Below are 23043 nucleotides of genomic sequence, written 5' to 3'. Positions count from 1 at the left end.
CATGAAGAATAAAATGATTTTCGGGTTCCACGCGGTGACCTCGCGTCTGCGTCACGAGGCCTCGTCGGTGGAAGAAATTTTTGTCGATGCGACCCGCCAGGATCGCCGCATGCACGATCTCGTCGCCAATGCCAAGGCATTGGGCGTGCGCGTCATGCCGGTCGATTCGGCCCGCCTCGACAAGATCGTCGGAACCCGGCGCCACCAGGGCGTGATTGCCTTTGCCAGCCAGCTGGCGCTGGCGCGCAACCTGGATGAACTGCTCGACGCCATCGAAGGTCCGCCGCTGCTGCTGATCCTCGACGGCATCACCGATCCGCACAACCTGGGCGCCTGCCTGCGCGTGGCCGACGGTGTCGGCGCGCACGCCGTCATCGTGCCGAAGGACCGCGCGGTCGGCTTGAATGCGACGGCGGCCAAGGTCGCCAGCGGCGCGGCCGAAACCGTGCCGTATATCACCGTCACGAACCTGGCGCGCACCATGCGCGAGCTCAAAGAGCGCGACATCCTGCTGATCGGCACCACCGACGACGCGGACAAGGGCTTGTACGAAGCCGATTTCAGTGGCCCGGCCGCGCTCGTCATGGGTTCGGAAGGCGAGGGCATGCGCCGCCTCACCCGCGAAACCTGCGACGTGCTCGTCGGCATCCCCATGTTCGGCTCCGTCGAGAGTCTGAACGTCTCGGTCGCGTCGGGCGTGTGCCTGTACGAAGCACGCCGCCAGCGCATCGCGCGCGAAGGCCAGGGCTAAAGCTTCGCCCTGGATGCGCCGGCGCGCCACATCCGGCCGGCGTGTCGTCCCCTCCTTACTTGCAGGTTCTCACTTGCAGGTTTTCATTGTGTTGCCGCCGTCCGCGGCGGCCTTGCAGGCACTCGCCACGTCCGTACAGGCGGCAATGCAGTCCACTTCCATCGTCCGCGATTCTTGCAAACATCTTCATGCGGATCGGGCCAAATTGACCGTACATAAGCGGGAGACGGTCGGATACGCTACCATGCCTGTATCGCAACTGTCCCCACGTCCCTGTTTATGTTTTTACACCTGCGCGAAGATATCAAGAGCATCATTGAACGCGACCCGGCCGCCCGTAACGGATGGGAAGTGCTCACTTGTTATCCTGGCTTTCAGGCCATCATGATGCATCGCTGGGCGCAGGCTTGCTGGACCCGCAACCTGAAGTGGATCGGACGCTTCATCTCCTACCTGGCGCGCATTCTCACCGGTATCGAGATCCACCCGGGCGCGACCATCGGCCGCCGCGTCTTCATCGACCACGGCTTCGGCGTGGTCATCGGCGAGACCGCCGTCGTCGGCGACGACTGCACCATCTACCAGGGCGTGACCCTGGGCGGGACCTCGCTCAACAGCGGCACCAAGCGCCACCCGACGCTTGAACGCGGCGTCATCATCGGCGCCGGCGCCAAGGTGCTCGGTTCGTTCACGGTGGGCGAGTACGCCAAGGTCGGCTCGAACGCGGTGGTGATCAAGCCGGTGCCGGCCGGCGCCACGGCGGTCGGCAACCCGGCTCACATCGTGCAGAAAGAGGCCGATACGCGCTCGAGCGCGCATCTGTTCTCGGCCTATGGGGTTACCCCGAACGGCGACGATCCGCTCTCGAAGGCCTTGCATGGCCTGATCAATCACGCGGCGCGCCAGGACGAACAGCTCGACCGGCTGATGGCCCTGATGAAGACGGCCGGAATCGCCTGCCAGAGCACGCCCGAGTGTGATAAATTGGATTCGGTAAAGCTCAATAAACTGGTCGAGTAAGGACATACGCATGACACTAGAAACAACGGGCGGCGCCGACGGCGCTGCCTTGCTGGACCCGTTCGAAATCCGCGTGCTGGCGGTGCTGGCCGAAAAAGAAGGCCTCACGCCGGACAACTATCCGATGTCGCTCAACGCCATCACCAACGGCTGCAACCAGCTCTCGAGCCGCGATCCGGTGATGCAGCTGTCCGACGAAACGGTGCAGGACGTGCTGCAGCGCCTGATGCAGCGCAAGTTCGTCAACGGCATCACCCAGGCCGGCGCGCGCGTGACCAAGTACGAGCACCGCATGCGCATCAAATGGTCGCTCGAGCAGGACAAGCTGGCCGTGCTGACGATCCTGATGCTGCGCGGCTTGCAGACGGCAGGCGAGATCCGCACCCGCAGCGGGCGCTTGCACGAATTCAAGTCGGTGGCCGATGTCGAGGCGTGCCTGCAATTCCTGATCGATAAATACCCGCCGATCGTGGCCCGCCTGGCGCTCGCGCCGGGGACCAAGGAGCCACGCTATGGCCAGCTCCTGGGCGGTGACGCGGCGCTGTCGCAGCAGGAATCGTCGTTCGGGGTGGTCAGCGCGCCGGCCCAGGGCAGCAGGGTGGCGCAGCTGGAACAGGAAGTGGCCTCCCTGCGCGCCGAGGTCGACGACCTCAAGCTGCAGTTCATCGCCTTCAAGACGCAGTTCGAGTAAGCGGCGCTGACGTTTCTGCCCTTGCAGGAACGTCAGCAGTGGCACCGGGTGTCAGCCTTCGTCGCGGAACCGGCGCAGCCGGATCGCCGCGTAAATCATCGCCATCCCCGCAACCGCCCCGACCCACACGCCCGGTGTCGCCAGGCTAGTCCATGATTCGGACAGCAGACTGCTCACGCGTTCGATTGTGATCTGTCCGCCGCGCCCATCCATGGCGCTCGCCTCACCGCCCAGCCAGCTGCCGGGCACCAGGCCGAACAGGATGCGGGCAACCACCGTTTCCATCAGCGTTACCGCGGCGTGCCCGGCGCCCAGCACGTACACGATCCACTTGACGAGCACCAGCGCAATCACCGGCACGCCCACCGCCCACAGAAACACCTTGGACCTGGCCCAGGCCGACACCATCAGCAGCCAGCCGACCGTCGGCAGCGCCCAGATCAGGTACACCGGCAGCATGCCCAGCGCGCGCAGCGGCGCCAGCAGGATAATCGGGTTGGTCAGCAGGGCGCCGAACACGTTCACACCGTTCAGGGCGGCGGTCACGCCGGCGAACAGCACCAGCAGCACCGAGGTCGCCGTGCTCACGCCGATGACGATCAGGGGCGCCACGATAGTGACCGTGATTACTTTCGACAGCACCGTGTGCGTGTCCGAGAGCGGCAGCGACTTCCAGAACAGGATGCTGCGGTCGCGCCGCTCGTCGTACAGCGCGCCCAGGCAGTAGAAGAACGTGGTGGCGGTCAGCATCAGCAGCAGCGGCAGGGTGCCGACCAGGCTGAGCATGGCCAGAACGTCGGCCACGCCCTTGAGGGCGCCGGGCACCAGCGCCTGGCCCTGCACGGTGCCGCTCAGCAGGCGCCGGAATGGCGAGTCCGATGAGCCGATGCCGAAGCCGACCGTCAGGACCGTGACGGCGACCATCACGATGGCCAGAATGACGGGCGCGCGCAGGAACGATCCCTTGTGCTCCCAGTACTCGCGCTTGAGCAGCCAGGTCAGTGTGTTCATGCGTAGCTTCCTTTCATGGTCGCGACGAACAGGTCGGCGACGCTGGGATTGCGGGTCTCGCCGAGGACGGCGAGCTGCTCGCGCGCCACGCCGTCGAACAGCATGACGGCCTTGCCGAACACGGTGCGCTGGTCGATCGGCTGCAAGGCGTTGGCGGCGATGACTTTGTCGGGCGCGACCATCACTTCGACGAAGCGCTCGCCGACCTCGTCCATCGAGGCCGACAGCACGATCTTGCCGTCGCGGATGAACATCAGGTCGGTGAGGATGTGCTCGACTTCCTCGACCTGGTGGGTGGTGATGATGATGGTCTTGTTTTCGTCAAAATAGTCTTCCAGCAGGTTCTGGTAGAACTGCTTGCGGTACAAGATGTCCAGGCCCAGGGTCGGCTCGTCGAGCACCAGCAGCTTGGCGTCGATGGCCATCACCAGCGCCAGGTGCAGCTGCACGATCATGCCCTTGGACATGGCCTTGACCTGCATATCCGGCTTGAGCTTGGTCGCGGCCAGGTAGCGTTCAGCCTTGGCGCGGTCGAAGCGGGGATGCACGCCGGCCACGAAGTCGATCGCTTCCGACACGCGCAGCCAGCGCGGCAAGATCGCCACGTCGGCGATAAAGCACACCTGCTGCATCAGTTCATCGCGCTCGGTGCGCGGGTCGAAACCGAGCACCGACAGTTCGCCCTCGAAGGCGGTCAGGCCGAGCGCGGCCTTGAGGGTGGTGGTCTTGCCGGAGCCGTTGGGGCCGATCAGGCCGACGATCTTGCCGGCCGGGATGTCGAAGCTGATGTTGTCGATCGCCACCGACTTGCCGTAGCGCTTGCTCAAGCCGCGGGCCGTCATGACGGGCTTGCCCACGGCGCTCATGATTTGCCTCCGTCTTGCGCGCGCAGCAGCTGGTCGAGGTCGAGGCCGAGGCGGCGGATGCGTTCGAGCATGGCCGGCCATTCTTCGCGCACGAAGCGCTCGCGTTCGCTGGCGAGCAGTTTTTCGCTCGCGCCTTCGGTCACATACATGCCAATTCCCCTTCGTTTTTCTACAAGGTTCTCGTCCACCAGTTCCTGGTAGGCGCGCGAGACCGTGATCGGATTGAGCTGGTATTCGGCCGCCACCTGGCGCACCGAGGGCAGGGCGTCGCCGGCTTTCAGGGCGCCATCGAGCATCATGCCGATGACCTTGTCCTTGAGCTGGCGGTAGATGGGCGTGTGGTCGTTCCAGCCGATCGTCATGGCGGACCCTTGCGCCGCGGTGATGCTGTTTGATGACACATGTTTCCTCCCAGTTGGTGAAGTAATGAGGTGGTGATGTACTTAACTATAACACTACTCCTGTTGTCGACAAGCGTATGCATGTGAAATAAATAAGGAGCCATGACCCAGGCTGCCAGTGAGCAGGTACTGCCCGAAAGTGGCTATATTATTTCCTTGTGTAAATATTCAGTGGTGTTCTGTCATATTCACGGGCGTTTTCATTCCGAAAAAACGTCTGTCATCGCGCGCCGCCGGCACTGCGCAGGACGCGCATTGCCGCGCGCCGCAGCCCGCCATGCTCGCATGAGTGCTTCTCCGGCCAACCTGACTTTCCTCCGTACCATCCATGACAAGCAAACCTTCTGCACCGGGCCGTCAGGTCATCCTGAACCATGCGCTCTCGCTGGCACTGTGCGCCTCCCTGGCCGCCTGCGGCGGCGGTGGTGGGGGCGGCAATCCCGCGCCGGCCACGCCAGCGCCTGTCACCCCGGTGCCCGCGCCGCCGGCAAGCGTGCAGAGCTACGAGATCGGCGGCACGGTCGCCGGCCTGGCGTGGGGCGTCCCGCTGTCGCTGGCGAACGGTGGCGACAGCGTCGTGGTGGACCGCGATGGAACGTTCCAATTTCGTCAGCGGGGACGCGAGGGGGCGCCGTATGCGGTTGCCGTGACCGCGCCTGCGGGGCGTTCGTGCAGCGTCACCGATGGCGCCGGTACGGTCGGCAAGGGCGCCGTGAGCAACGTCAGGGTCAACTGCTTCCCGCTCATTCTGGCCGGCACGGCGGTGCCGCTGCACACCTCGTCCGGCATGTCGATGGACAAGTCGGGCAATACCTTCGTCATGGATGTCGGGCGCCAGGTCGTGCTCAAGATCACGCCGGCCGGCGCCGTCTCCACCCTGGCCGGTTCGGCCAGTGTGTTCGGCGCCCAGGATGGGGCCGCCGGCGCAGCCAGTTTTCATTTCGACCGCCGCTCGCGCATGGTCGTCGATGGCGCCGGTAACCTGATCGTGGCCGATACCTGTAACAATACGCTGCGCAAGATCACGCCGGCGGGCGTGGTCAGCACGATCGCCGGCACGCCACGCCGGGTCTGCGTCTACGCCGAAAAAGCGGTCGAGATACGCGACGGTGCCGGCGCGGCGGCGCTGTTCGACCAGCCTTTCGAACTGGCGCTCGCGACCAACGGCGACTATCTGGTGCTGGAGCAGGGCGCGCGTTATCGGCGCGTGACCCCGGCCGGCGTCGTCACCACGGTCGGCTGGACCAACCCGGCCGGCAGTGCGGCGCCGCTGACCCAGCCGCACCTCGTGGCGATGGGAAAAGATAGTACGCTGTACGTCGCCGACTACAGCAAGGTCTACACGATCGCGGGCGGCGGGGCGACCCTGCTGGCGGGCGACGGCGACGATACGAAGCAGTTGAGCGATGGCATGGGCCGGTCGGCGGTGTTCGGTAGTCTGTCGTCGATGAAGGTCGCTGCGCTCGGCGACCTGTTTCTCTCGGATGTGGGAATGGTACGCAAGATGACGCCCGCTGGCCTGGTCAGTACGCTGGCCGGCGGCGCGGACTCGAATATCGGACCACCGGGCTATGGCAATGGGCCCCGCCTTGCTTACTCAGGAATGCTGGCATTCGATCCGGCAGGCAATATCGCACGCCTGGGCGACGATGATGTGTTACAGACTATCACCAGGTCGGGCGTCGTGACTACCTCGGCTGCAACGCCGTACTACATGGGTAGCCGCGACGGCGCGGGCGCGAATGCGAGTTTCCTGCAAACCACGCGCCTGTCGGTTGACGCCGCCGGCAGCCTGTACCTGGCGGATCCCAATTACAGGGTCGTGCGCAAGATTATTCCCGAAGGTCTCGTCACGACGTTCGCCGGTTCGCGCGGATCGAGGAGCGCCAGCCTCGATCCGATCCAGTTCGTCTTTCCAAGGGCGGTCGCGCTCGACGCGGCCGGCGCCGTGTATGTGGCCGACACGCGCTGGATCGGCAAGATCGTGGACGGGAAAATGACCGCGATCACCCCCACGCCGGCCCTGCCGCGGATCGTGGAAATGCGGATCGATGCGCAGGGCAACGTACTGGCCTCGATGCCGGAGCGAGTGGTCAGGATCACGCCATCGGGCCAGGTCAGCGTGCTGGTCGACCTGCAGCGCATGCTCAAAGCCACCGGCCTGACCGATCCGTCGGACGGATTCAATCCGACCGCCCTGACGCTGGACGCGGCGGGGAACCTGTACATTGCGGACACAGTCAGTGCGACCATCCTCAAGCTCGACAAGCAGGACGTGCTGTCGGTCTTTGCCGGCGTGCCGGGCCGGCACGGGAGTGCCGATGGCCCCGCGCGCTCGACGGCGCTGGGCTTTTACTCCTCGGTGCAGATGAGCTTCGCGCCGAATGGCGATATGTATATGAGCGGGCACGGCAAGGTGCGCAAGATCAGTCCGGATGGCTGGCTGTCGACCCCGCAGTTAGGGTGGGGCGATGTGGACATCCACAGCATGGTCTACAGCCAGGGAAAACTGTACGGCATGACGGCCGGAGCGGTGATGCAGACAGTGTTGCCGCCCAACTGAGCGGGCCTGACACGCGGCGCACCCCCACCTGAGGGGGGGCGCGCCGGAGAGTCTACTTGCCGACCTTCCCGGGCAGGCTCAGCGAACCCGAGGCGACCTTGAACACGTTCGCCACGCACAGCAGCGGGCTATGCATGCTGGCGTTGACCCGCAGCGCGGCCGTCACGCCGTCGAAACCGACGTCCGACAGCACGCCGGCGTCGTCGAACGGCACCCGCACTTCCAGCGTCGCGTCCTTGAACACCGGACTGTAACCCGGGCTGTCGATCAGCAGCGGCAGCCCGGGCCAGGTTTTCGGCAGTGCCGGCGTGGTCCCGGCGGGAATGTCGACCACCTTGAGCGCGCCCTTGCCGCAGGCGGCGTCCGGTTTCAGGACCACCCAGTGCGAATGCCAGAGGTCGCCATCGTTTTTCAGGTCGCCATCGCCATTTTCGTCATACAGGGGCGTATCGTCGAAATCGGGGTGCGAGGTCACGGCAAGGGCCAGGATGCCGGCGCCCTTGTCGAAGCCGACCACCGATGGGTCGAGCGTGGTTGGCCAGACATACGAAAACACGCTGCTGCCGGCCAGTTTGCCGGTCGCGGAAGGATGCGACCGACCCGCCTTGCCGGAGACGGCGATGTGGAAAACCGCCGTGTTGCCTTCCTTGGCGATCCGGGTATGGACGATGTCGAACGGGGCATCGACTGCCTTGGCCGGTGCGGTCCGGATGCCACCCGTGTGGCTCTGGTGGGCGTGCGCCGCGCATGCCGAGAACAGCATGGTGGCCGCGAATGCTGGCGTGACAAATTTCATTGCTTCTCCAATTCAAAATACGTGAGGTGTTGATTTAAATGCGGCAAGCGCCGTCGTTGCAGTGCGGATGCTGCGGCTGCGCTATCGTTTCCGCGACGAGCCCGGCGAGCAGGGCGCCAACCTGCATGTCATGCACCTTGCCCAGGATCGAGTGGCGCAATACGCCCTGGCGGTCGAACAGCAGCAGCGTCGGCGTTCCACGCAACTGGTACTGCTGCATCGTCAGCGGCACCGGACCGTTGTCGGATGGCTGGTCGATCCCGACCGGGAAGTCGATCCTGTATTCGTGGATAAACGCTTCCAGTGCCGCACGGCCCATCGCGACGTGATGTTCGAATACGGTATGCAGACCGAGGACTTCGACGTCTTCCCGGGGAAAGGTGTGCCGCACTTGCTTCGCCTGCGGAATCGCGTGCGACACGCAGCCCGGGCACAGCATCTGGAACGCGTACACCGCCACGACCTTGCCGCGCAAACGGGCGAGGCTGACCGGGCGGGAGGCGTTGAGCCAGTTTGCAACCCGGAACTCGGGCGCGGCGACGGTTGTGACGACGCTGCTCATTGGGCGTGCAGTTTCACGTGCGGGAAGTCGAGCGCAATTGCGAAGGCAACGTTCACGTAGTTGGTAAACAGGTTCAGTGCGACGTGCGCCATGATTTCCATGATGTCGCCATCGTTGTAACCAGCCAGGCGCAGGGCATCGACATCGGCGGAACCGATGTGGGCGCGTTGCTTGACCATCGTGACGGCGAAGGCGAGGGCGGCGGCGGTTTTCGGATCGTGCGACGTGCCTGCCTGGGCCGCCGTCATTTCCTCGCTGGTGGCGCCGGCCTTGCGTCCGAGCGCGGTATGCGCGGCCAGGCAGTATTCGCACCTGTTCTGGTCGGCGACGGCGACCGCTATCTGCTCGCCAAGCCGGGCGCCGAGCGTGCCGCTGCCAAGGGCGCCGAAGGCGGCCCACATGCTGGCCAGCGCAGCGGGGGAGTTGGCGACGGCGCGGAACATGTTCGGCGTGGCGCCGAACGCGGCATCGACTTGATCGAGTAAGCGGGCAGCTTCGCTGTGGGCCTGATCGCGGGTGAGAAGGGCAATACGGGTCATGACGTTTCCTTTATAAACAGGCCGGTTGAAAAAATGAAAAGAGCGGCCTTTCTCTTTTCAATAGGAATCCTAACTATATGGGTGAAAAAAAATTCAGGCGAACGCGTCCCAGTTGCGGCGTTCGCTCGCCGCATCGGTAGGTTGGTGCTCCGCGCAATCGATTCTTAAAAACGAGATGGGCAGGGGGGCCTTGACCAAGGCGCAATGATGGGGCGCCGGCGTGCCGGGATTGACGTTCGCTTCGAAATAGCGGCAGGAAAGACAGGCACGCAGTGCGGGAAAACGTTCGCTCTTCTGCAATTGTGCGATCAACTTGAACAGGCCGACGAGCAGCTGGTCCTTGACGCCCGCGTCGAGTGCAGCGGCGGCATCGTCGGCAAAACTGAGGGCCGACATCATTTTCCCGACCAGCGCCTTGCCCTGCTCGGTCAGCCACAGTGCGCTGGCCCGGCCGTCATCGTCGGCGCGAGCCTTGCGCACCAAGCCCTTGGTCACCAGGGCGGCCACCGAATCGCTGGCGCTGGCCGCCGATACCGACAGTTGCGCGGCCAGCCACGACAGGCGCACGCCCTGGGTGCGGTCCTTCAGCAACTGCAGGATCTCGGCCTGGGTCGGGTTCAGGTTTTCCATCGTCGCAAATTCCCACATCCCCGCGCGCAACACGCTCGACACCCGGCTGATCGCAACAACGATGCGAGCCGAGATATCCGGTGTGCCGTCCCACGGCGTTTCAGGTTTGATGTCCATGGAAATATCATACCATGCTGCAAAATTAAATCAAGAGTCCTAATTAATTGCCGGGACTGGGCCAAGCCAGGCCGGGTGCGCGTGCTGAACCCGCGGGGCGATACATTGATCACGGTCGAACAGAGCGATGTCGCCAAACTGGCACCGCCTGCACGGGGGTTATATGGCTACTTCCCCGCCGGGCTTGCCTTCGATGGGGCTGGAAACCTGTATATCGCCGATCAGGAAAGCCATACGATCCTGAAGCGGGACACGCTTGGGCGTTTCTCGGTTTTTGCGGGCACATTCGACGGTGACGGCAACGCCGATGGCGCCCCCGGCAAGGGACGCCTGGGCTTTGAAGGTCCGGTGCATATGACGTTTGCCCCGAATGGCGACATGTACCTGACCGGCTCGGGCAAGGTGCGTAAGATTGCGCCGGACGGCACGATATCGACGCCCGTGCTGGCCTGGGGTTACCCTAGCCTGGCCAGCATTGTGTACAGCCAGAAACGGTTGCTGGGCATGACCGCCTTCGCCGTCCTCGAGACCTCGCTGCAGCAGTAAGTACCGCCGCGCGCTGCCGGCCTGGTTGGCGGCTGCGCGGCACCCCGGTCCGAATATTTGAGTAGTGTTGCGTAAGCAAAATCGGTATATTCCGCCTTCTCAGATATTTTCCAGATAGTTAAACGATCCAATGCGACACGACCAACTGCCATTTCCCCCTTCGACGGCCACACGCCGCGGTGCTGCACTGCTTGCATGCCTGTTTTTCGCGGCCTGCGGCGGCGGGGGCTCGGGCGGCTCGTCCACGCCGACCCCGCCGGCAGTCGTGGCGCCACCGGCATCCAAATGCGGCGCCGGTGCTGTCGACTACATGGCTGCGGGCGATGAAGACATGGCCGCGCTCGGGATCACCTGCGTGCAGTCCGTGCGCGCAGGTAAAGAAACCGTGCTGCAGATCCCGAACGGCATGGCGCTCGACAAGGCTGGCAATACCTATATCCTCGACCGCGCCAAGCAAGTCATCTTCAAGCTCACGCCGTCGGGCGCAATGTCGGTGCTGGCCGGTTCGATCGCCAGCTACGGCAGCCAGGATGGCGCCGGCGGCGCGGCCAGCTTCAATTTCAACCACCAGTCGCGCATCATCGTCGACATGGCGGGCAACCTGATCGTGACCGACACCTGCAACAACACGCTGCGCAAGATTACCCCGGGCGGCGTGGTCAGCACGCTGGCCGGCGTGACCGAGGCGGCGTGCCAGGGCGATAACGGCACTGGAATCTCGCATGACGGCGTGGGCGCGCAAGCGCTGTTCAATCGTCCGGCCGAGATTGCGCTCGACGTCAATGGCGACTACCTGGTGATCGAACAGCGCGCCATGCGCCGCGTGACCCCGGCCGGTGTGGTGAGCCGTATTACTTGGGCCAACGACCCCGCGAACCAGTGGAAAATGTTGAACCCGACGCGCATGGCCGTGGCCGGCGACGGCTCGCTTTACCTGGTTGAATTTGCGCGCATCTATCGGCTTGCCGGCGGCCTTGCCAGCTTCATCGCCGGCGGCAATGACGCCAGCAGTGAAAGCAGCGTACGCGACGGCACGGGGGCGGCAGCCGTTTTCAAGTCGCCGCGCGCCCTGGTGGCCGATGCGGCGGGCGATGTCTATATTAATGATTACGACACCTTGCGCAAGGTCACGCCGGCCGGCGTGGTCACCACGGTGGCCGGCGACGGCAAGGGCGGTGGCGTGCGCGATGGCACGGGAGTGCAAGCGCGTTTCTCGTACCTCAGCCAGCTGTTGATTGATGCGTCGGGCAACGTGTTGGCGCTCGATACCGGCGCGCCGGCGATCCGCAAGATCACGCCGGCCGGTGTGGTCACGACCTCGGCCGCAACCCCGGTCACCAGCGCGAGCGTGGACGGCAAGGGCAGCGCGGCGCGCTTTAACCGGAGCGACGGCAGCGCCGCCGATGCGGCCGGCAATCTGTACATCGCCGATTACCAGACCAACCTCGTGCGCATGGTCAGCCCGGATGGCGTGGTCAGCGTGTTTGCCGGCAATGGTGTCAAGGGCGCCGTCTTCACGCATCCCTACAGCGTTGCGGTCAGTCCGAATGGCGCCGTGTATGTGGTCGACGGCGAACGGATTTCCCGGATCGAGCGCGGCGCGACCACCACGGTGCTGACGCATTCGTCTGGCTACAGCGACGTGGTCGACATTGCCGTCGACGCCGAAGAAAACCTGGCGATCGCCGGTCACGACTCGGTACGCCAGGTTTCGTCTTCCGGGACGGTCACCCGGCTGATCGCCGACACGGGCGATGGCTACGGCGAGCTGTTCGGGAATTCCTTTCAGTCGGCCGGCATCGCCTATGACCGTCCAGGCAACCTGTACGTGGGTGACAGAAGCAGTACGGCCATCTACAAATTCAGCAAGGGCGGCAAAAGTACGGTCTTCGCCGGTTCCCCCGGCTGGATGGGCGACCGTGACGGCCCGGTCCGCACCGCCATGCTGGGCTTTCACGGACACGTGGAAATGGCCTTCGCGCCGAATGGCGACATGTATCTGAGCGGGCAGGGCTTGCTGCGCAAGGTCAAGCCGGACGGCACGGTATCGACCCCGGTGCTGGCTTGGGGGAAACCCGTGCTCGGCGGTATCGCCATCGGCAACGGGATGCTGATCGGCATGACGGGCTATGCCGTGTTGCACACGCCGCTGCCGGCGGACTGAGCGCCGGGCGGTTCAGCCAAGCACTTTGCCGTCGAGGTCGTGGCGCGTGATGGCGCCGTCGTCGCCGATGGCGATCCAGCCGCCGCGCGGCGGCTCGCCATCGGGCTCCCAGTCCGGCAGCACGTAGCGGCGCTTGCCGTCCTTCTCGTGCAGCGCCGGGCGGTGCGTGTGGCCGTGGATCAGCACGGTGGTGCCGGTGGCGGCGAACAGCGCGTCGATCGCCTGCGGCGTGACGTCCATGATTTCCATCGTCTTGGTGCTGTGCGCTTCCTTGCTGCCTTCGCGCAGGTTGGCGATGATCGCCTTGCGCTGGGCCAGCGGCATGGCCAGAAATTGCGCCTGCCATGCCGGCTGGCGGACCTGCTTGCGAAATTCCATGTATTTGATGTCGTCGGTGCATTCGGCGTCGCCGTGCACGAGCGTGATTTTCTGAGCGCCGATGTCGGCGATGTGCGGCTCGGCCAGCAATTGCATGCCGGCGGCGTCGGCGAAGGCCTGGCCGACCAGGAAGTCGCGGTTGCCGGCGATCCAGTAGACCGGAATGCCGGCGTCGCGCACCGCGCGGATGGCCGTGGCGATCTGGCGGTGCAGGGGTGCGTCGAGGTCGTCGTCGCCCGCCCAGTACTCGAACAGGTCGCCGAGAATGTACAGCGCGCGCGCGGCCATCGCGCGTTCTTCCAGGAAGGCGAAGAAGGCGTCCACGGTGCGCGGATGCGCGGCCTGCAGATGCAGGTCGGAGATAAACAGCGCGAGCGTTCGCGCGGGCAGCGTCATCGCTGCACTGCCGGTGTGGTTTGCTCGCGCATCATGCTTAGATAACGGTGATTTTTTCGATGATCACCGGCTCGACCGGCACGTCGGCGAACATGCCGCTGTTGGCGGTCTTGACCTTGCGGATCTTGTCGACCACGTCGGTGCCTTCGCTGACCTTGCCGAACACGGCGTAGCCCCAGCCGTCCTGGCCTGGATAGTCGAGGAAGCTGTTGTTCTTGACGTTGATGAAGAACTGGGCCGATGCCGAGTGCGGCGCCGAGGTACGGGCCATGGCCAGGGTGTACATTTCGTTCTTGAGGCCGTTCTTGCCTTCGTTTTCCACGGTCTGCTCGGCTGGCTTCTGCTTCATGCCTGGCTCGAAACCGCCGCCCTGGATCATGAAGTCGCCGATGACCCGGTGGAAAATCGTGTTGTCGTAGTGGCCCTTGGCCACGTAGTCGAGGAAGTTGGCAACCGATTTCGGTGCTTTTTCGGCGTCGAGTTCGACGGTGATGTTGCCCATGTTGGTGGTGATGAGTACGGCCATGTTGGTGTCCTGTTGGTTAGGTTGTTGTGAGGTGCTTTCAGTTTGCTACGAAAGGCGCCCGCTATTTTACTGCTTCACGATGGTTGCCGACTTGATGACGATAGGCATCACAGGCACGTTCTGGTTGCCGCGCACGTCGTCGACCATCACGCCCTTGATTTTGTCGACCACTTCCTGGCCGGAAATGACCTTGCCGAACACGGTGTAGCCGAAGCCGTCGCGGCCCGGATAGTCGAGATTGGTGTTTTCGGCGACGTTGATGAAGAATTGCGAGGTGGCCGAGTTCGGATCCTGGGTGCGCGCCATGGCGACCGAGTAGGGCACGTTCAGCAAGCCATTCTTGGCTTCGTTCTGGACCGGTTTATTGGTGCGGCGCGGGATCATCTTTTCATCCATGCCGCCGCCCTGGATCATGAAGTCGTTGATGACGCGGTGGAAAATCAATCCCTTGTAATGGCCGCTTTTAACGTATTGCAGGAAATTGGCGACCGTCTTCGGCGCTTTTTCCTGGTCCAGTTCAAGGACGATTTCGCCCATGCTGGTCTTGAGCGAGACCTGCGGCGTATCGCTGGCGAGGACGGCGGTACTGAGGGTCAGGCCGCAGAACAGGGTGAGAAAACGTGCGACCAGGGGCATGCGGAACAATAACGAATCTTGCATTTAGAATCCTTGACGTGAGGTGCTTGTTGTTATATGGAGGCGAGGCTGTCAAGCCTTTACCGCAAAAATAAACCTGATCCATATGCGGCCAGCCGGGATTTTAACAATGCTATACTTTGTACAGAACGTCCCATTCTATCAAAGAAGAACAAGACAGAGGGCTCCGACGATCTCGATGCAAACCACGCCTGACCGGCGCGCGCCCACTGCGGCGATCGCGCCCGGTTGTCGTTTTGCCCGAGCGCGGCGCGCGCTGTAACGAGTAAGAATCCGATGAGCCAATTAAAGATCTACAACACGCTTGCGCGTGAAAAGCAGGTATTCACCCCGATCGAGCCCGGCAAAGCCGGCATGTACGTGTGCGGGATGACGATCTACGACTACTGCCATATCGGCCATGCGCGCATGATGATGGCGTTCGACGTCATCTATCGCTGGCTCAAGGTATCGGGCTACCAGGTCACGTACGTGCGCAACATTACCGATATCGAAGACAAGATCATCAGGCGCGCCGTCGAGAACGGCGAGTCGATTTTCTCGCTGACCTCGCGCTTCGAAAAGTACATGGACGAAGACACCACCGCGCTCGGCATCCTGCCGCCCGACGTGGTGCCGCATGCGACCGCCTACGTGCCGCAGATGCTGTCGATCATCGCCCAGCTCGAACAGAAGGGCCTGGCCTACAAGTCCGAGGATGGCGACGTGAACTATGCGGTGCGCAATTTTCCCGGCTACGGAAAGCTTTCCGGCAAGTCGCTCGACGACCTGCGCGCGGGCGAACGGGTTGACGTCAATACCGGCAAGCGCGATCCGCTCGACTTCGTGCTGTGGAAGGCGTCCAAGGAATCCGAGCCGGACGAAGTCAAATGGGAATCGACCTGGGGCAGCGGCCGTCCGGGCTGGCACATCGAATGCTCGGCCATGTCGTGCGCGACCCTGGGCGAACACTTCGACATCCACGGCGGCGGCGCCGACCTGCAGTTCCCGCATCACGAGAACGAGATCGCCCAGTCCGAAGGCGCGTTCGGCCATCCGATGGCCAACTACTGGGTGCACAACGGCTTCGTGCGCGTGGTCGACGAAAAGACCAACGTCGCTGAAAAGATGTCGAAGTCGCTGAATAATTTCTTCACCATCCGCGACGTGCTCAAGCTGTACGACGCCGAAGTGATCCGCTTCTTTATCCTGCGCGGGCATTACCGCAGTCCGCTGAACTATGGCGCCGCCAATCTGGACGACGCCAAGGCGGCGCTGACACGCCTGTACACGGCGCTGGCCGATATCGACACCGGCGCCGGCGCGCTGGAAGTCGACTGGAACGAAGCGCACGCAATCCGTTTTCGCGAAGCGATGGACGACGACTTCAACACGCCGATCGCGATCGCCGTGCTGTTCGACCTGGTCACCGAGCTCAACAAAAGCAAGTCGGTCGCACAGGCGCGCCAGTTCAAGGCACTCGCTGCCGTGCTGGGCCTGCTCGAACGCGCGCCGCAGGCATTTCTGCAGGCTGGCGGCGAGGAGGGCGGTCTGGACGAAGCGGCAATCGTGGCGGCCATCACCAGGCGCAGTGAAGCGAAAAAAGCACGCAACTTCGCCGAGTCCGACACCATTCGCGCCGAGTTGCTGGCGGCCGGCATCGTCCTCGAGGACAAGCCGGACGGCACGACCAACTGGCGCCGCGCATGATGGCGCCAACCAGGGAAACGGCGGGGACCACTCCGCCGCCGCTAGAGGTGCCTGCGTACTGGGAACAAGCCAAGATCGAACTCATGAAGCGCGACCGCATCATGAAAAAGCTGATCCCGCAGTTCGGCGACCTGCATCTGGTCGGCCATGGCGACCCGTTTACGACGCTGGCGCGCTCGGTGGTGGGCCAGCAGGTCACCACCAAGGCGGCCGATGCGGCATGGAACAAGCTGCTCACCGCCTGTCCCAGGATCACGCCGGCACAGGTGATCAAGGCCGGCGCCGAGCAATTGTCGGCCTGCGGGCTGTCCAAGCGCAAGACCGAATACATCCTCGACCTGGCCGACCATTTCAAGGCCAAGCGCGTGCACGCGAACCAGTGGGCCGAAATGGATGACGAGGCCGTCATCGCGGAACTGGTCCAGATTCGCGGCATCGGACGCTGGACAGCGGAAATGTTTCTTATATTCAATCTGCTGCGTCCCAATGTCTTGCCGCTGGACGATCCTGGTCTTATTCAAGGTATCAGCCAGAACTACTTTTCCGGCGAACCGGTATCGCGCAGCGATGCGCGCGAGGTATCGGCCAATTGGGAGCCGTGGAGAACGGTCGCTACGTGGTATTTGTGGCGTAGTCTCGATCCGGTTCCGGTAGAATAGCGCCTGAAGTGGCCGTGCGGTGGGGTATGCTGCGGCCAGAATTTACCCGGAGGTATAATGATTAAACAAACTTTCCTCAGTTTTGAGCAGCCGATTGCAGAGCTTGATGCCAAAATTGAAGAGCTGCGCTTCGTCCAGGACGATTCGGCGGTCGACATCTCCGAAGAAATAGACCGCCTGGCCAAGAAGAGCCAGCAACTGACCAAAGATATCTACGCCAAGCTCACGCCATGGCAGGTGTCGCAGATTGCGCGCCATCAGCAGCGTCCGTACACCATGGACTATGTGAACGAAATCTTTACCGACTTCCACGAACTGCACGGCGACCGCACCTACGCGGACGACCTGTCAATCGTCGGCGGCCTGGCCCGCTTCAACGGCCAGGCCTGCATGGTCATCGGCCACCAGAAGGGGCGCGACACCAAGGAACGCGCGATGCGCAACTTCGGCATGCCGAAGCCCGAAGGCTACCGCAAGGCCATGCGCCTGATGAAGCTGGCCGAAAAATTTGGCTTGCCGATCTTCACCTTCGTCGACACCCCGGGCGCGTTCCCCGGCATCGACGCCGAAGAGCGCGGCCAGTCCGAAGCCATCGGCCACAATCTGTACGTGATGGCCGAACTGAAGGTGCCGCTGATCGCCACCATCATCGGCGAAGGCGGCTCCGGCGGCGCGCTGGCCATTGCCGTGGGCGATGCCGTGCTGATGCTGCAATACGCCACCTACTCGGTGATCTCGCCGGAAGGCTGCGCATCGATCCTCTGGAAGACATCGGAGCGCGCGTCCGACGCCGCCGATGCGCTGGGCCTGACCGCGCACCGCCTGAAAGCGATGGGCCTGATCGACAAGATCATCAACGAGCCGCTCGGCGGCGCCCACCGCGATCCGAAGGGCATGGCCGTGATGCTCAAGCGCGCGCTGGCCGACACCCTGCGCCAGTTCCAGGGCATGAAAACCAAGGATCTGATCGAAGCCCGTCACAACAAGTTGATGAGCTACGGCAAATTCAAAGAAACGACGCCGGCCGAAGAGTGAGCCAGACCACCAACGCAGCGCTTGCAGCGCAGTTTGCGCAAGCGCTTGACGCGTTGCGTGCACAAGGCGGGGCCATCGCGCCGTCGGTGGCCATCGCCTACAGCGGCGGGCTCGATTCCTCGGCCCTGCTGCATCTGGCGGCGCAGTACGCGTGCGCCAACGACATTCCCCTGTTTGCCTTCCACGTTCACCATGGCATCAGCCCCAACGCCGATGCCTGGCTGGCGCATTGCGAAGCGACCTGCGCCCGTCTCGGCGTGCGCTTCGCGGCGCGCCGCGTGGTGCTGGAAAAAACCAAATCCGGTGTCGAAGCGGCCGCCCGCAAGCTGCGCTACGCCGCCCTGGGCGCCCTGTGCCTGGAACACGGTGTGCGCCTGATGCTGACCGCCCACCATCTCGACGACCAGGCCGAAACGGTGCTGCTGCAACTGCTGCGCGGCTCCGGCACGGCCGGCTTGTCCGGCATGGATGCGGCCAACGCCGCACCCGAGCTGCTGGGCAACCCCGGCCTGGTGATGGCGCGTCCCTTGCTGCCGGTGTCGCGCCAGCAGCTCGAAGCGTACGTGGCCGCGCACGAGGTGGCCTACGTCGAGGACGAATCGAACACCCACCCGCGCTATGCGCGCAATGCCCTGCGCCACCAGGTGATGCCGGCCCTGGCCACGGCCTTTCCCGGCTACCAGGAACGCTTTGCGCGCAGCGCCGCGCATGCGCAGTCGGCCCAGCGCCTGTTGACCGAACTGGCGGTGCAAGACCTTGCCGGCTGCCTGATCGAGGATTGCATCGACGTCGCCAAGCTGCGCACGATGAGCCTGGACCGCGCCTACAACATGCTGCGCTACTGGTTCGGCCTGCGCGCGCTGCGCATGCCGTCGACCGCCTGGCTGACCGAAATGGTGACCCAGCTGGTCGAAGCGCGCCACGACGCGCAGCTCCTGGTGACGCATCCCGACTGCCACATCCGGCGCCACCGCGACCGCCTGTACATCACGCCCAAGCTGGCCGACCTGGCCGGCCAGCGCGATCCGGACGACGAAGGCATTTTTGTGAAGGAAGGCGAGCGCTTCACCTGGGCCGGCGAAGCGAGCATGGCATTCCCAGATTATGGGGGCGTGCTGCATTTCGACGCGGCGGAGCAGGGCTTCGATGCCGCCTGGCTGCGCGCGCAAGCCTTGCAGATCGACTTCCGCAAGGGCGGCGAGCGCCTGAAGCCGGCCGCCAACCGGCCCACGCGTCCGCTCAAGTATCACTACCAGGCCTGCAACGTGCCCGCCTGGGAGCGCGAACGCTTGCCGGTCGTGACCACCGGCAAGGATTTGCTGTTCGCGGCCGGCATCGGCATGGATTGCCATCACTTCGGGGCCGCTCCCGCTTCCCTGATCAGCCTGCGCTGGGAAGCGCGTCCGGCCTGACGACTACCCGGAAACGTAATTTCGATATAGCAATAACGTATAGGTTTGTCCATCGACTGCCTTGTTTTTTTGCACCGCAGCATGTAGAGTAAAGCCCTCCTTTTTCATTTAACCGAGCGGAAACTTCACTCTTATGGCTTTAATCGTCCACAAATATGGCGGAACGTCGATGGGCTCGACCGACCGCATCAAGAACGTTGCGGCACGCGTCGCCAAGTGGCATGACGCGGGGCACCAGATTATTGTCGTGCCTTCGGCGATGTCCGGCGAAACCAATCGCCTGATCGGCCTGGCAAAGCAACTGATGGAACAGCCTGATCCGCGCGAACTGGACATGATTGCCTCCACCGGTGAACAGGTTTCCGTTGGCTTGCTGGCGATGGCCTTGCTGGCGATCGGCAAGCCGGCCGTCTCGTATGCCGGCTGGCAAGTCGCTATCAAGACCGACTCGGCCTATACCAAGGCGCGCATCGAGTCGATCGACGACGTCAAGGTCAAGGCCGATCTCGATGCCGGCAAGATCGTCATCATCACCGGTTTCCAGGGTGTCGATGCGAACGGCAACATCGCCACGCTCGGCCGCGGCGGTTCGGATACGTCGGCGGTGGCGATCGCGGCGGCGATGAAGGCCCAGGAATGCCTGATCTACACCGACGTCGACGGCGTCTACACGACTGACCCGCGCGTGGTGTCCGAGGCACGCCGCCTGAAGACCATTACGTTTGAAGAAATGCTGGAGCTGGCCTCGCTGGGCTCGAAAGTGCTGCAGAGCCGCTCCGTAGAATTCGCTGGTAATTACCGTGTGCCGACCCGCGTGTTGTCGTCGCTGACCGATCCCCTGATGCCGCTCGAAGAAGAAGCCAACTCGGGCACCCTGATTTCGTTTGAGGAAGATACAAATATGGAACAAGCCGTCATCTCCGGCATCGCATTCAACCGCGATGAGGCCAAAATCACCATCCTGGGCGTGCCGGACAAGCCGGGTGTGGCGTACCACATCCTGGGACCGGTGGCCGATGCCAACATCGAAGTGGACATGATCATCCAGAACCAGTCGGTGGAAGGCAAGACCGACTTCACGTTCACGGTGACGCGCGGCGAGTATGCGAAGGCGATGGGCGTGCTCGAAGGCGTCAAGAACGACATCGGCGCGGCCAGCATTTCGGGCGACGCCAAGGTGTCGAAAGTGTCGGTCGTCGGGGTGGGCATGCGCAGCCACGTGGGCGTGGCCTCGCAGATGTTCCGCACCTTGTCCGAAGAGGGCATCAACATCCTGATGATCTCGACCTCGGAGATCAAGATCTCGGTGCTGATCGATGAAAAGTACATGGAACTGGCCGTGCGCGCGCTGCACAAGGCGTTCGATTTGGAAAAAGCATAATATTTCCAAAAAGTGGATGCGCATCATTGCAAAATCCACGCCCAGCCGGTATGATCTTGGTCTTCTGATCTGGTGAAACCTACTGGGCAGAATGGAGATGTGGCCGAGTGGCCGAAGGCACGTCCCTGCTAAGGACGCATATGGGGTAACCTGTATCGTGAGTTCGAATCTCACCATCTCCGCCAGAATCCTGTCCAGGTTGCTCCTGGACTGACAAGAACCCGCAGCGCTCGTCATGAGACTGCGGGTTTTTTGTTTTTTCTTCCCGGCACGCTTCGATGAAGCGTTAATTTTTTCGGTGGGAAGGGTGCTGCGGCCCTGTTCGCCGCCGCTGGAATCCGGTATGATCTTGATCTTCTGGCTTAGCAATATCGTGTAGGCCAGAATGGAGACGTGGCCGAGTGGCCGAAGGCACGTCCCTGCTAAGGACGCATATGGGGTAACCTGTATCGTGAGTTCGAATCTCACCGTCTCCGCCATTAACACGTAGCAAGTCGTATCAGGAAGTCCCAAAACCCGCACTTCTCCCTATGAGAGCTGCGGGTTTTTTGTTTCTGGACGTACCGGGACGTGCGTTGACATCCCGGCGTTTTGGATCCATATTTGGATCCATGGCCGCATGGTGGTAAACGTCATGGATCCAAAATGCCGAAATTAGCTCTGCCGCTGACCGATCTTCAGGTGAGAAATGCCAAACCAAAGGACAAGGCTTACACCTTGGCTGACGGGGGCGGCATGTACCTTGAAGTGCAACCTTCGGGCTCGAAGATATGGCGCATGAGTTACGTCCAGCCCAACGGGAAAAAAACACGGCTGACCTTTGGCGCCTACCCCGAAGTGTCGCTGCTGGATGCAAGGCGAAAGCGCTTGGACGCAAAGTCGCTCAAAGCCAAGGGCGACGACCCTGCCCAAGCCAAGCGAAACGAGCGTATCAAGAAGGATGTTGCCAATGCAAACACTTTCGAAGTTCTGGCGCGGGAGTGGCATGCCAATAAGTCCGAGTCCTGGAAGGAGAACACGGCCAAGGAGGCCATCAATCGGCTTCAGAACGACGCATTCCCGACCATCGGCTCGGTGCCCATCAGCGAAGTCGATGCTCCGCTCCTGCTTGATATGCTGCGCCAGGTCGAGAAGCGCGGCGCGCTCGACATGGCGGCGCGACTGGCGCAACTGTGCAGCCAGGTCTTCCGCTTCGCCATCGCCAAAGGTGTGATCAAGTACAACCCCGTGCCTGATTTGCGTGGCGCACTCAGGCCGCGTGCAAAAGGACACCACGCGGCCATTGGCACGGACGATCTGCCTGCGTTTCTGGAGGCGCTGCACAAGAACGAGGCCGAGATGTACACCACCACGCGCATCCTGATGCGGCTGATGTTGCTGGTGTTTGTGCGTACCAGCGAATTGGTGGAAACACCCTGGCGCGAAATCGACATCGAGGCCGAGACGTGGATCATCCCCTGGCAGCGGATGAAGATGGGAAAACGGAAGATCAATCCGCGCAAGCTCGACCATCAAGTGAACCTGCCGCGTCAAGGCTGGGACTTGTTGCGCGACCTGCATCGCCTGACGGGCGGCGGCGAATATCTTTTCCCTAACCGAAACGATCATCACCGGCCCATCAGCAACGGTGCGATCCTCGCGGCGCTACGTCGCATGGGCTATGCCGGCAAGATGACGGGGCACGGTTTCCGTTCGCTGGCGATGGGCGTCATCAAGGCGCGGCTGGGCTATCGACATGAAGTCGTCAATCGGCAACTCGCTCACGGCTCTGACGACGAGTACGGCGAAGCCTACGACCGCGAACAATTCATTGAAGAGCGCAAGACAATGATGCAGGCCTACGCCGACTACATCGAAATGGTGGAACGGGGTGGCAACGTCATCGCGGCCACTTTCCGACGTCCTTGAGCTAAATCATTTCCCTTGGCGTCATTGGCGTGAATTGCGCCATCAGTGCTTCAATGCTTACGGCTTCTGATCGCCGCGTTAGCGAGTTTTTGCCGCTTTGCCGCTTATGACACGAAGCAGGCTGTCGGACGTGATGCGGCTGGTGCGAGAAAGGTTGAGGCGCTACTCGCATCGAGGTGGACTCTATGCGAGCGTTTGGCCCACGTGATGCGGGCTAAACGGTCGAGCGACGCACACACAGCATAGCCGATGTCGCGAGCGAAGGTTTGGCTGGGTGAATACCGGCATCGGTCGGGGAGCTGTAGATGCATTTCCGACATAGTCGACGCCGCTTGGTACTGCTTA

22 protein-coding genes and 2 tRNA genes are annotated in these 23043 nt (G+C 62.8%); 14 read left to right on the top strand and 10 right to left on the bottom strand.

Annotation, left to right across the window (positions count from 1 at the left end; genetic code table 11):
• The first annotated feature begins 1 nt into the window (after window position 1).
• From rlmB to RBA40_RS31105, 3 genes are all read left to right on the top strand, one after another.
• Entirely contained in the window at window positions 2-751 is a 750-nt protein-coding gene (gene rlmB, locus RBA40_RS31115) for a 23S rRNA (guanosine(2251)-2'-O)-methyltransferase RlmB (protein WP_306622545.1), read from the top strand.
• A 279-nt stretch (window positions 752-1030) separates the two neighbouring features.
• Window positions 1031-1771, top strand: coding sequence for a serine O-acetyltransferase (cysE, locus tag RBA40_RS31110; RefSeq protein WP_306652563.1), 741 nt, complete (start codon window positions 1031-1033; stop codon window positions 1769-1771).
• 10 nt (window positions 1772-1781) lie between these two features.
• The gene (locus RBA40_RS31105) at window positions 1782-2462 is read left to right on the top strand and encodes a YceH family protein (RefSeq protein ID WP_306622541.1); all 681 of its coding nucleotides are present in this window, start codon (window positions 1782-1784) and stop codon (window positions 2460-2462) included.
• Window positions 2463-2513: 51 nt separating this feature from the next.
• On the opposite strand, the gene RBA40_RS31100 is transcribed toward RBA40_RS31105, so the two are convergent.
• The 3 genes from RBA40_RS31100 to RBA40_RS31090 are packed head-to-tail and all read right to left on the bottom strand — an operon-like array spanning window position 2514 to window position 4701.
• The gene (locus RBA40_RS31100; RefSeq protein ID WP_306652561.1) at window positions 2514-3473 is read right to left on the bottom strand and encodes a hypothetical protein; all 960 of its coding nucleotides are present in this window, start codon (window positions 3471-3473) and stop codon (window positions 2514-2516) included.
• The gene (locus tag RBA40_RS31095) at window positions 3470-4339 is read right to left on the bottom strand and encodes an ABC transporter ATP-binding protein (protein WP_306652560.1); all 870 of its coding nucleotides are present in this window, start codon (window positions 4337-4339) and stop codon (window positions 3470-3472) included. The genes RBA40_RS31100 and RBA40_RS31095 overlap by 4 nt, the downstream gene beginning before the upstream one ends.
• Window positions 4336-4701: a GntR family transcriptional regulator gene (locus RBA40_RS31090; protein WP_306652590.1), complete on the bottom strand. Its 366-nt coding sequence runs from the start codon at window positions 4699-4701 to the stop codon at window positions 4336-4338. The genes RBA40_RS31095 and RBA40_RS31090 overlap by 4 nt, the downstream gene beginning before the upstream one ends.
• 367 nt (window positions 4702-5068) lie before the next feature.
• On the opposite strand from RBA40_RS31090, the gene RBA40_RS31085 reads away from it, so the two are divergent.
• Window positions 5069-7303 (top strand): NHL repeat-containing protein, encoded by a 2235-nt coding sequence (locus RBA40_RS31085; protein WP_306652558.1) that lies wholly within the window; start codon window positions 5069-5071, stop codon window positions 7301-7303.
• A gap of 52 nt (window positions 7304-7355) precedes the next feature.
• Here the strand turns inward: RBA40_RS31085 and RBA40_RS31080 are convergent, their stop codons facing one another.
• From RBA40_RS31080 to RBA40_RS31065, 4 genes are all read right to left on the bottom strand, one after another.
• The gene (locus RBA40_RS31080; RefSeq protein ID WP_306652557.1) at window positions 7356-8099 is read right to left on the bottom strand and encodes a hypothetical protein; all 744 of its coding nucleotides are present in this window, start codon (window positions 8097-8099) and stop codon (window positions 7356-7358) included.
• A gap of 34 nt (window positions 8100-8133) precedes the next feature.
• Window positions 8134-8661 carry a peroxiredoxin family protein gene (locus RBA40_RS31075; protein WP_306652555.1) on the bottom strand — a complete coding sequence of 176 codons (528 nt, stop codon included), beginning with the start codon at window positions 8659-8661 and terminating at the stop codon, window positions 8134-8136.
• Entirely contained in the window at window positions 8658-9200 is a 543-nt protein-coding gene (locus tag RBA40_RS31070) for a carboxymuconolactone decarboxylase family protein (protein WP_306652554.1), read from the bottom strand. The genes RBA40_RS31075 and RBA40_RS31070 overlap by 4 nt, the downstream gene beginning before the upstream one ends.
• A 93-nt stretch (window positions 9201-9293) precedes the next feature.
• Window positions 9294-9947: a MarR family transcriptional regulator gene (locus RBA40_RS31065; RefSeq protein ID WP_306652553.1), complete on the bottom strand. Its 654-nt coding sequence runs from the start codon at window positions 9945-9947 to the stop codon at window positions 9294-9296.
• Between the two features lie 105 nt (window positions 9948-10052).
• Here RBA40_RS31065 and RBA40_RS31060 point away from each other — a divergent pair, with 105 nt between their 5' ends.
• Complete coding sequence (locus tag RBA40_RS31060) at window positions 10053-10493, top strand: NHL repeat-containing protein (protein WP_306652552.1); 441 nt, start codon at window positions 10053-10055, stop codon at window positions 10491-10493.
• 130 nt (window positions 10494-10623) lie between these two features.
• Window positions 10624-12657 (top strand): NHL repeat-containing protein, encoded by a 2034-nt coding sequence (locus RBA40_RS31055; RefSeq protein WP_306652550.1) that lies wholly within the window; start codon window positions 10624-10626, stop codon window positions 12655-12657.
• 12 nt (window positions 12658-12669) lie between these two features.
• On the opposite strand, the gene RBA40_RS31050 is transcribed toward RBA40_RS31055, so the two are convergent.
• From RBA40_RS31050 to RBA40_RS31040, 3 genes are all read right to left on the bottom strand, one after another.
• Window positions 12670-13431: a UDP-2,3-diacylglucosamine diphosphatase gene (locus RBA40_RS31050; protein ID WP_306652549.1), complete on the bottom strand. Its 762-nt coding sequence runs from the start codon at window positions 13429-13431 to the stop codon at window positions 12670-12672.
• A 37-nt stretch (window positions 13432-13468) separates the two neighbouring features.
• Window positions 13469-13957, bottom strand: coding sequence for a peptidylprolyl isomerase (locus tag RBA40_RS31045; protein WP_167086721.1), 489 nt, complete (start codon window positions 13955-13957; stop codon window positions 13469-13471).
• 66 nt (window positions 13958-14023) lie between these two features.
• On the bottom strand, window positions 14024-14617 hold the full coding sequence (locus tag RBA40_RS31040; protein ID WP_099880193.1) for a peptidylprolyl isomerase: 594 nt from the start codon (window positions 14615-14617) through the stop codon (window positions 14024-14026).
• Window positions 14618-14890: 273 nt separating this feature from the next.
• Here RBA40_RS31040 and cysS point away from each other — a divergent pair, with 273 nt between their 5' ends.
• The 8 genes from cysS (at window position 14891) to RBA40_RS31000 (ending at window position 22698) form a co-directional block, all read left to right on the top strand.
• Window positions 14891-16303: a cysteine--tRNA ligase gene (gene cysS / locus RBA40_RS31035; RefSeq protein ID WP_306652546.1), complete on the top strand. Its 1413-nt coding sequence runs from the start codon at window positions 14891-14893 to the stop codon at window positions 16301-16303.
• Window positions 16303-16962 (top strand): DNA-3-methyladenine glycosylase family protein, encoded by a 660-nt coding sequence (locus RBA40_RS31030; RefSeq protein WP_099882831.1) that lies wholly within the window; start codon window positions 16303-16305, stop codon window positions 16960-16962. The genes cysS and RBA40_RS31030 overlap by 1 nt, the downstream gene beginning before the upstream one ends.
• A gap of 57 nt (window positions 16963-17019) precedes the next feature.
• Window positions 17020-17997, top strand: coding sequence for an acetyl-CoA carboxylase carboxyltransferase subunit alpha (locus RBA40_RS31025; RefSeq protein WP_306652544.1), 978 nt, complete (start codon window positions 17020-17022; stop codon window positions 17995-17997).
• Window positions 17994-19409, top strand: coding sequence for a tRNA lysidine(34) synthetase TilS (gene tilS / locus RBA40_RS31020; RefSeq protein ID WP_306652543.1), 1416 nt, complete (start codon window positions 17994-17996; stop codon window positions 19407-19409). The genes RBA40_RS31025 and tilS overlap by 4 nt, the downstream gene beginning before the upstream one ends.
• A 133-nt stretch (window positions 19410-19542) precedes the next feature.
• Window positions 19543-20790 carry an aspartate kinase gene (locus tag RBA40_RS31015; RefSeq protein ID WP_306652541.1) on the top strand — a complete coding sequence of 416 codons (1248 nt, stop codon included), beginning with the start codon at window positions 19543-19545 and terminating at the stop codon, window positions 20788-20790.
• A gap of 93 nt (window positions 20791-20883) precedes the next feature.
• Window positions 20884-20975, top strand: a tRNA-Ser gene (locus RBA40_RS31010).
• 202 nt (window positions 20976-21177) lie between these two features.
• Window positions 21178-21269, top strand: a tRNA-Ser gene (locus RBA40_RS31005).
• 166 nt (window positions 21270-21435) lie between these two features.
• Window positions 21436-22698, top strand: a complete 1263-nt coding sequence (locus RBA40_RS31000; protein ID WP_306652539.1) for a tyrosine-type recombinase/integrase — start codon at window positions 21436-21438, stop codon at window positions 22696-22698.
• Window positions 22699-23043 lie beyond the last annotated feature (345 nt).

The organism is Massilia pseudoviolaceinigra (assembly GCF_030846505.1).
Classification (GTDB): domain Bacteria; phylum Pseudomonadota; class Gammaproteobacteria; order Burkholderiales; family Burkholderiaceae_D; genus Telluria_A; species Telluria_A violaceinigra.
The sequence above is the reverse complement of the archived record's forward strand: the minus strand, read 5'-3'. Positions and strand labels throughout refer to the sequence as shown.

Excerpts from the sequence above, each read along its gene's own strand:
- rlmB (WP_306622545.1), top strand. The coding sequence starts at position 2 with ATGAAGAATAAAATGATTTTCGGGTTCCACGCGGTGACCTCGCGTCTG.
- cysE (WP_306652563.1), top strand. The coding sequence starts at position 1,031 with ATGTTTTTACACCTGCGCGAAGATATCAAGAGCATCATTGAACGCGAC.
- RBA40_RS31105 (WP_306622541.1), top strand. The coding sequence starts at position 1,782 with ATGACACTAGAAACAACGGGCGGCGCCGACGGCGCTGCCTTGCTGGAC.
- RBA40_RS31100 (WP_306652561.1), bottom strand. The coding sequence starts at position 3,473 with ATGAACACACTGACCTGGCTGCTCAAGCGCGAGTACTGGGAGCACAAG.
- RBA40_RS31095 (WP_306652560.1), bottom strand. The coding sequence starts at position 4,339 with ATGAGCGCCGTGGGCAAGCCCGTCATGACGGCCCGCGGCTTGAGCAAG.
- RBA40_RS31090 (WP_306652590.1), bottom strand. The coding sequence starts at position 4,701 with ATGACGATCGGCTGGAACGACCACACGCCCATCTACCGCCAGCTCAAG.
- RBA40_RS31085 (WP_306652558.1), top strand. The coding sequence starts at position 5,069 with ATGACAAGCAAACCTTCTGCACCGGGCCGTCAGGTCATCCTGAACCAT.
- RBA40_RS31080 (WP_306652557.1), bottom strand. The coding sequence starts at position 8,099 with ATGAAATTTGTCACGCCAGCATTCGCGGCCACCATGCTGTTCTCGGCA.
- RBA40_RS31075 (WP_306652555.1), bottom strand. The coding sequence starts at position 8,661 with ATGAGCAGCGTCGTCACAACCGTCGCCGCGCCCGAGTTCCGGGTTGCA.
- RBA40_RS31070 (WP_306652554.1), bottom strand. The coding sequence starts at position 9,200 with ATGACCCGTATTGCCCTTCTCACCCGCGATCAGGCCCACAGCGAAGCT.
- RBA40_RS31065 (WP_306652553.1), bottom strand. The coding sequence starts at position 9,947 with ATGGACATCAAACCTGAAACGCCGTGGGACGGCACACCGGATATCTCG.
- RBA40_RS31055 (WP_306652550.1), top strand. The coding sequence starts at position 10,624 with ATGCGACACGACCAACTGCCATTTCCCCCTTCGACGGCCACACGCCGC.
- RBA40_RS31050 (WP_306652549.1), bottom strand. The coding sequence starts at position 13,431 with ATGACGCTGCCCGCGCGAACGCTCGCGCTGTTTATCTCCGACCTGCAT.
- RBA40_RS31045 (WP_167086721.1), bottom strand. The coding sequence starts at position 13,957 with ATGGCCGTACTCATCACCACCAACATGGGCAACATCACCGTCGAACTC.
- RBA40_RS31040 (WP_099880193.1), bottom strand. The coding sequence starts at position 14,617 with ATGCAAGATTCGTTATTGTTCCGCATGCCCCTGGTCGCACGTTTTCTC.
- cysS (WP_306652546.1), top strand. The coding sequence starts at position 14,891 with ATGAGCCAATTAAAGATCTACAACACGCTTGCGCGTGAAAAGCAGGTA.
- RBA40_RS31030 (WP_099882831.1), top strand. The coding sequence starts at position 16,303 with ATGGCGCCAACCAGGGAAACGGCGGGGACCACTCCGCCGCCGCTAGAG.
- RBA40_RS31025 (WP_306652544.1), top strand. The coding sequence starts at position 17,020 with ATGATTAAACAAACTTTCCTCAGTTTTGAGCAGCCGATTGCAGAGCTT.
- RBA40_RS31015 (WP_306652541.1), top strand. The coding sequence starts at position 19,543 with ATGGCTTTAATCGTCCACAAATATGGCGGAACGTCGATGGGCTCGACC.
- RBA40_RS31000 (WP_306652539.1), top strand. The coding sequence starts at position 21,436 with ATGCCGAAATTAGCTCTGCCGCTGACCGATCTTCAGGTGAGAAATGCC.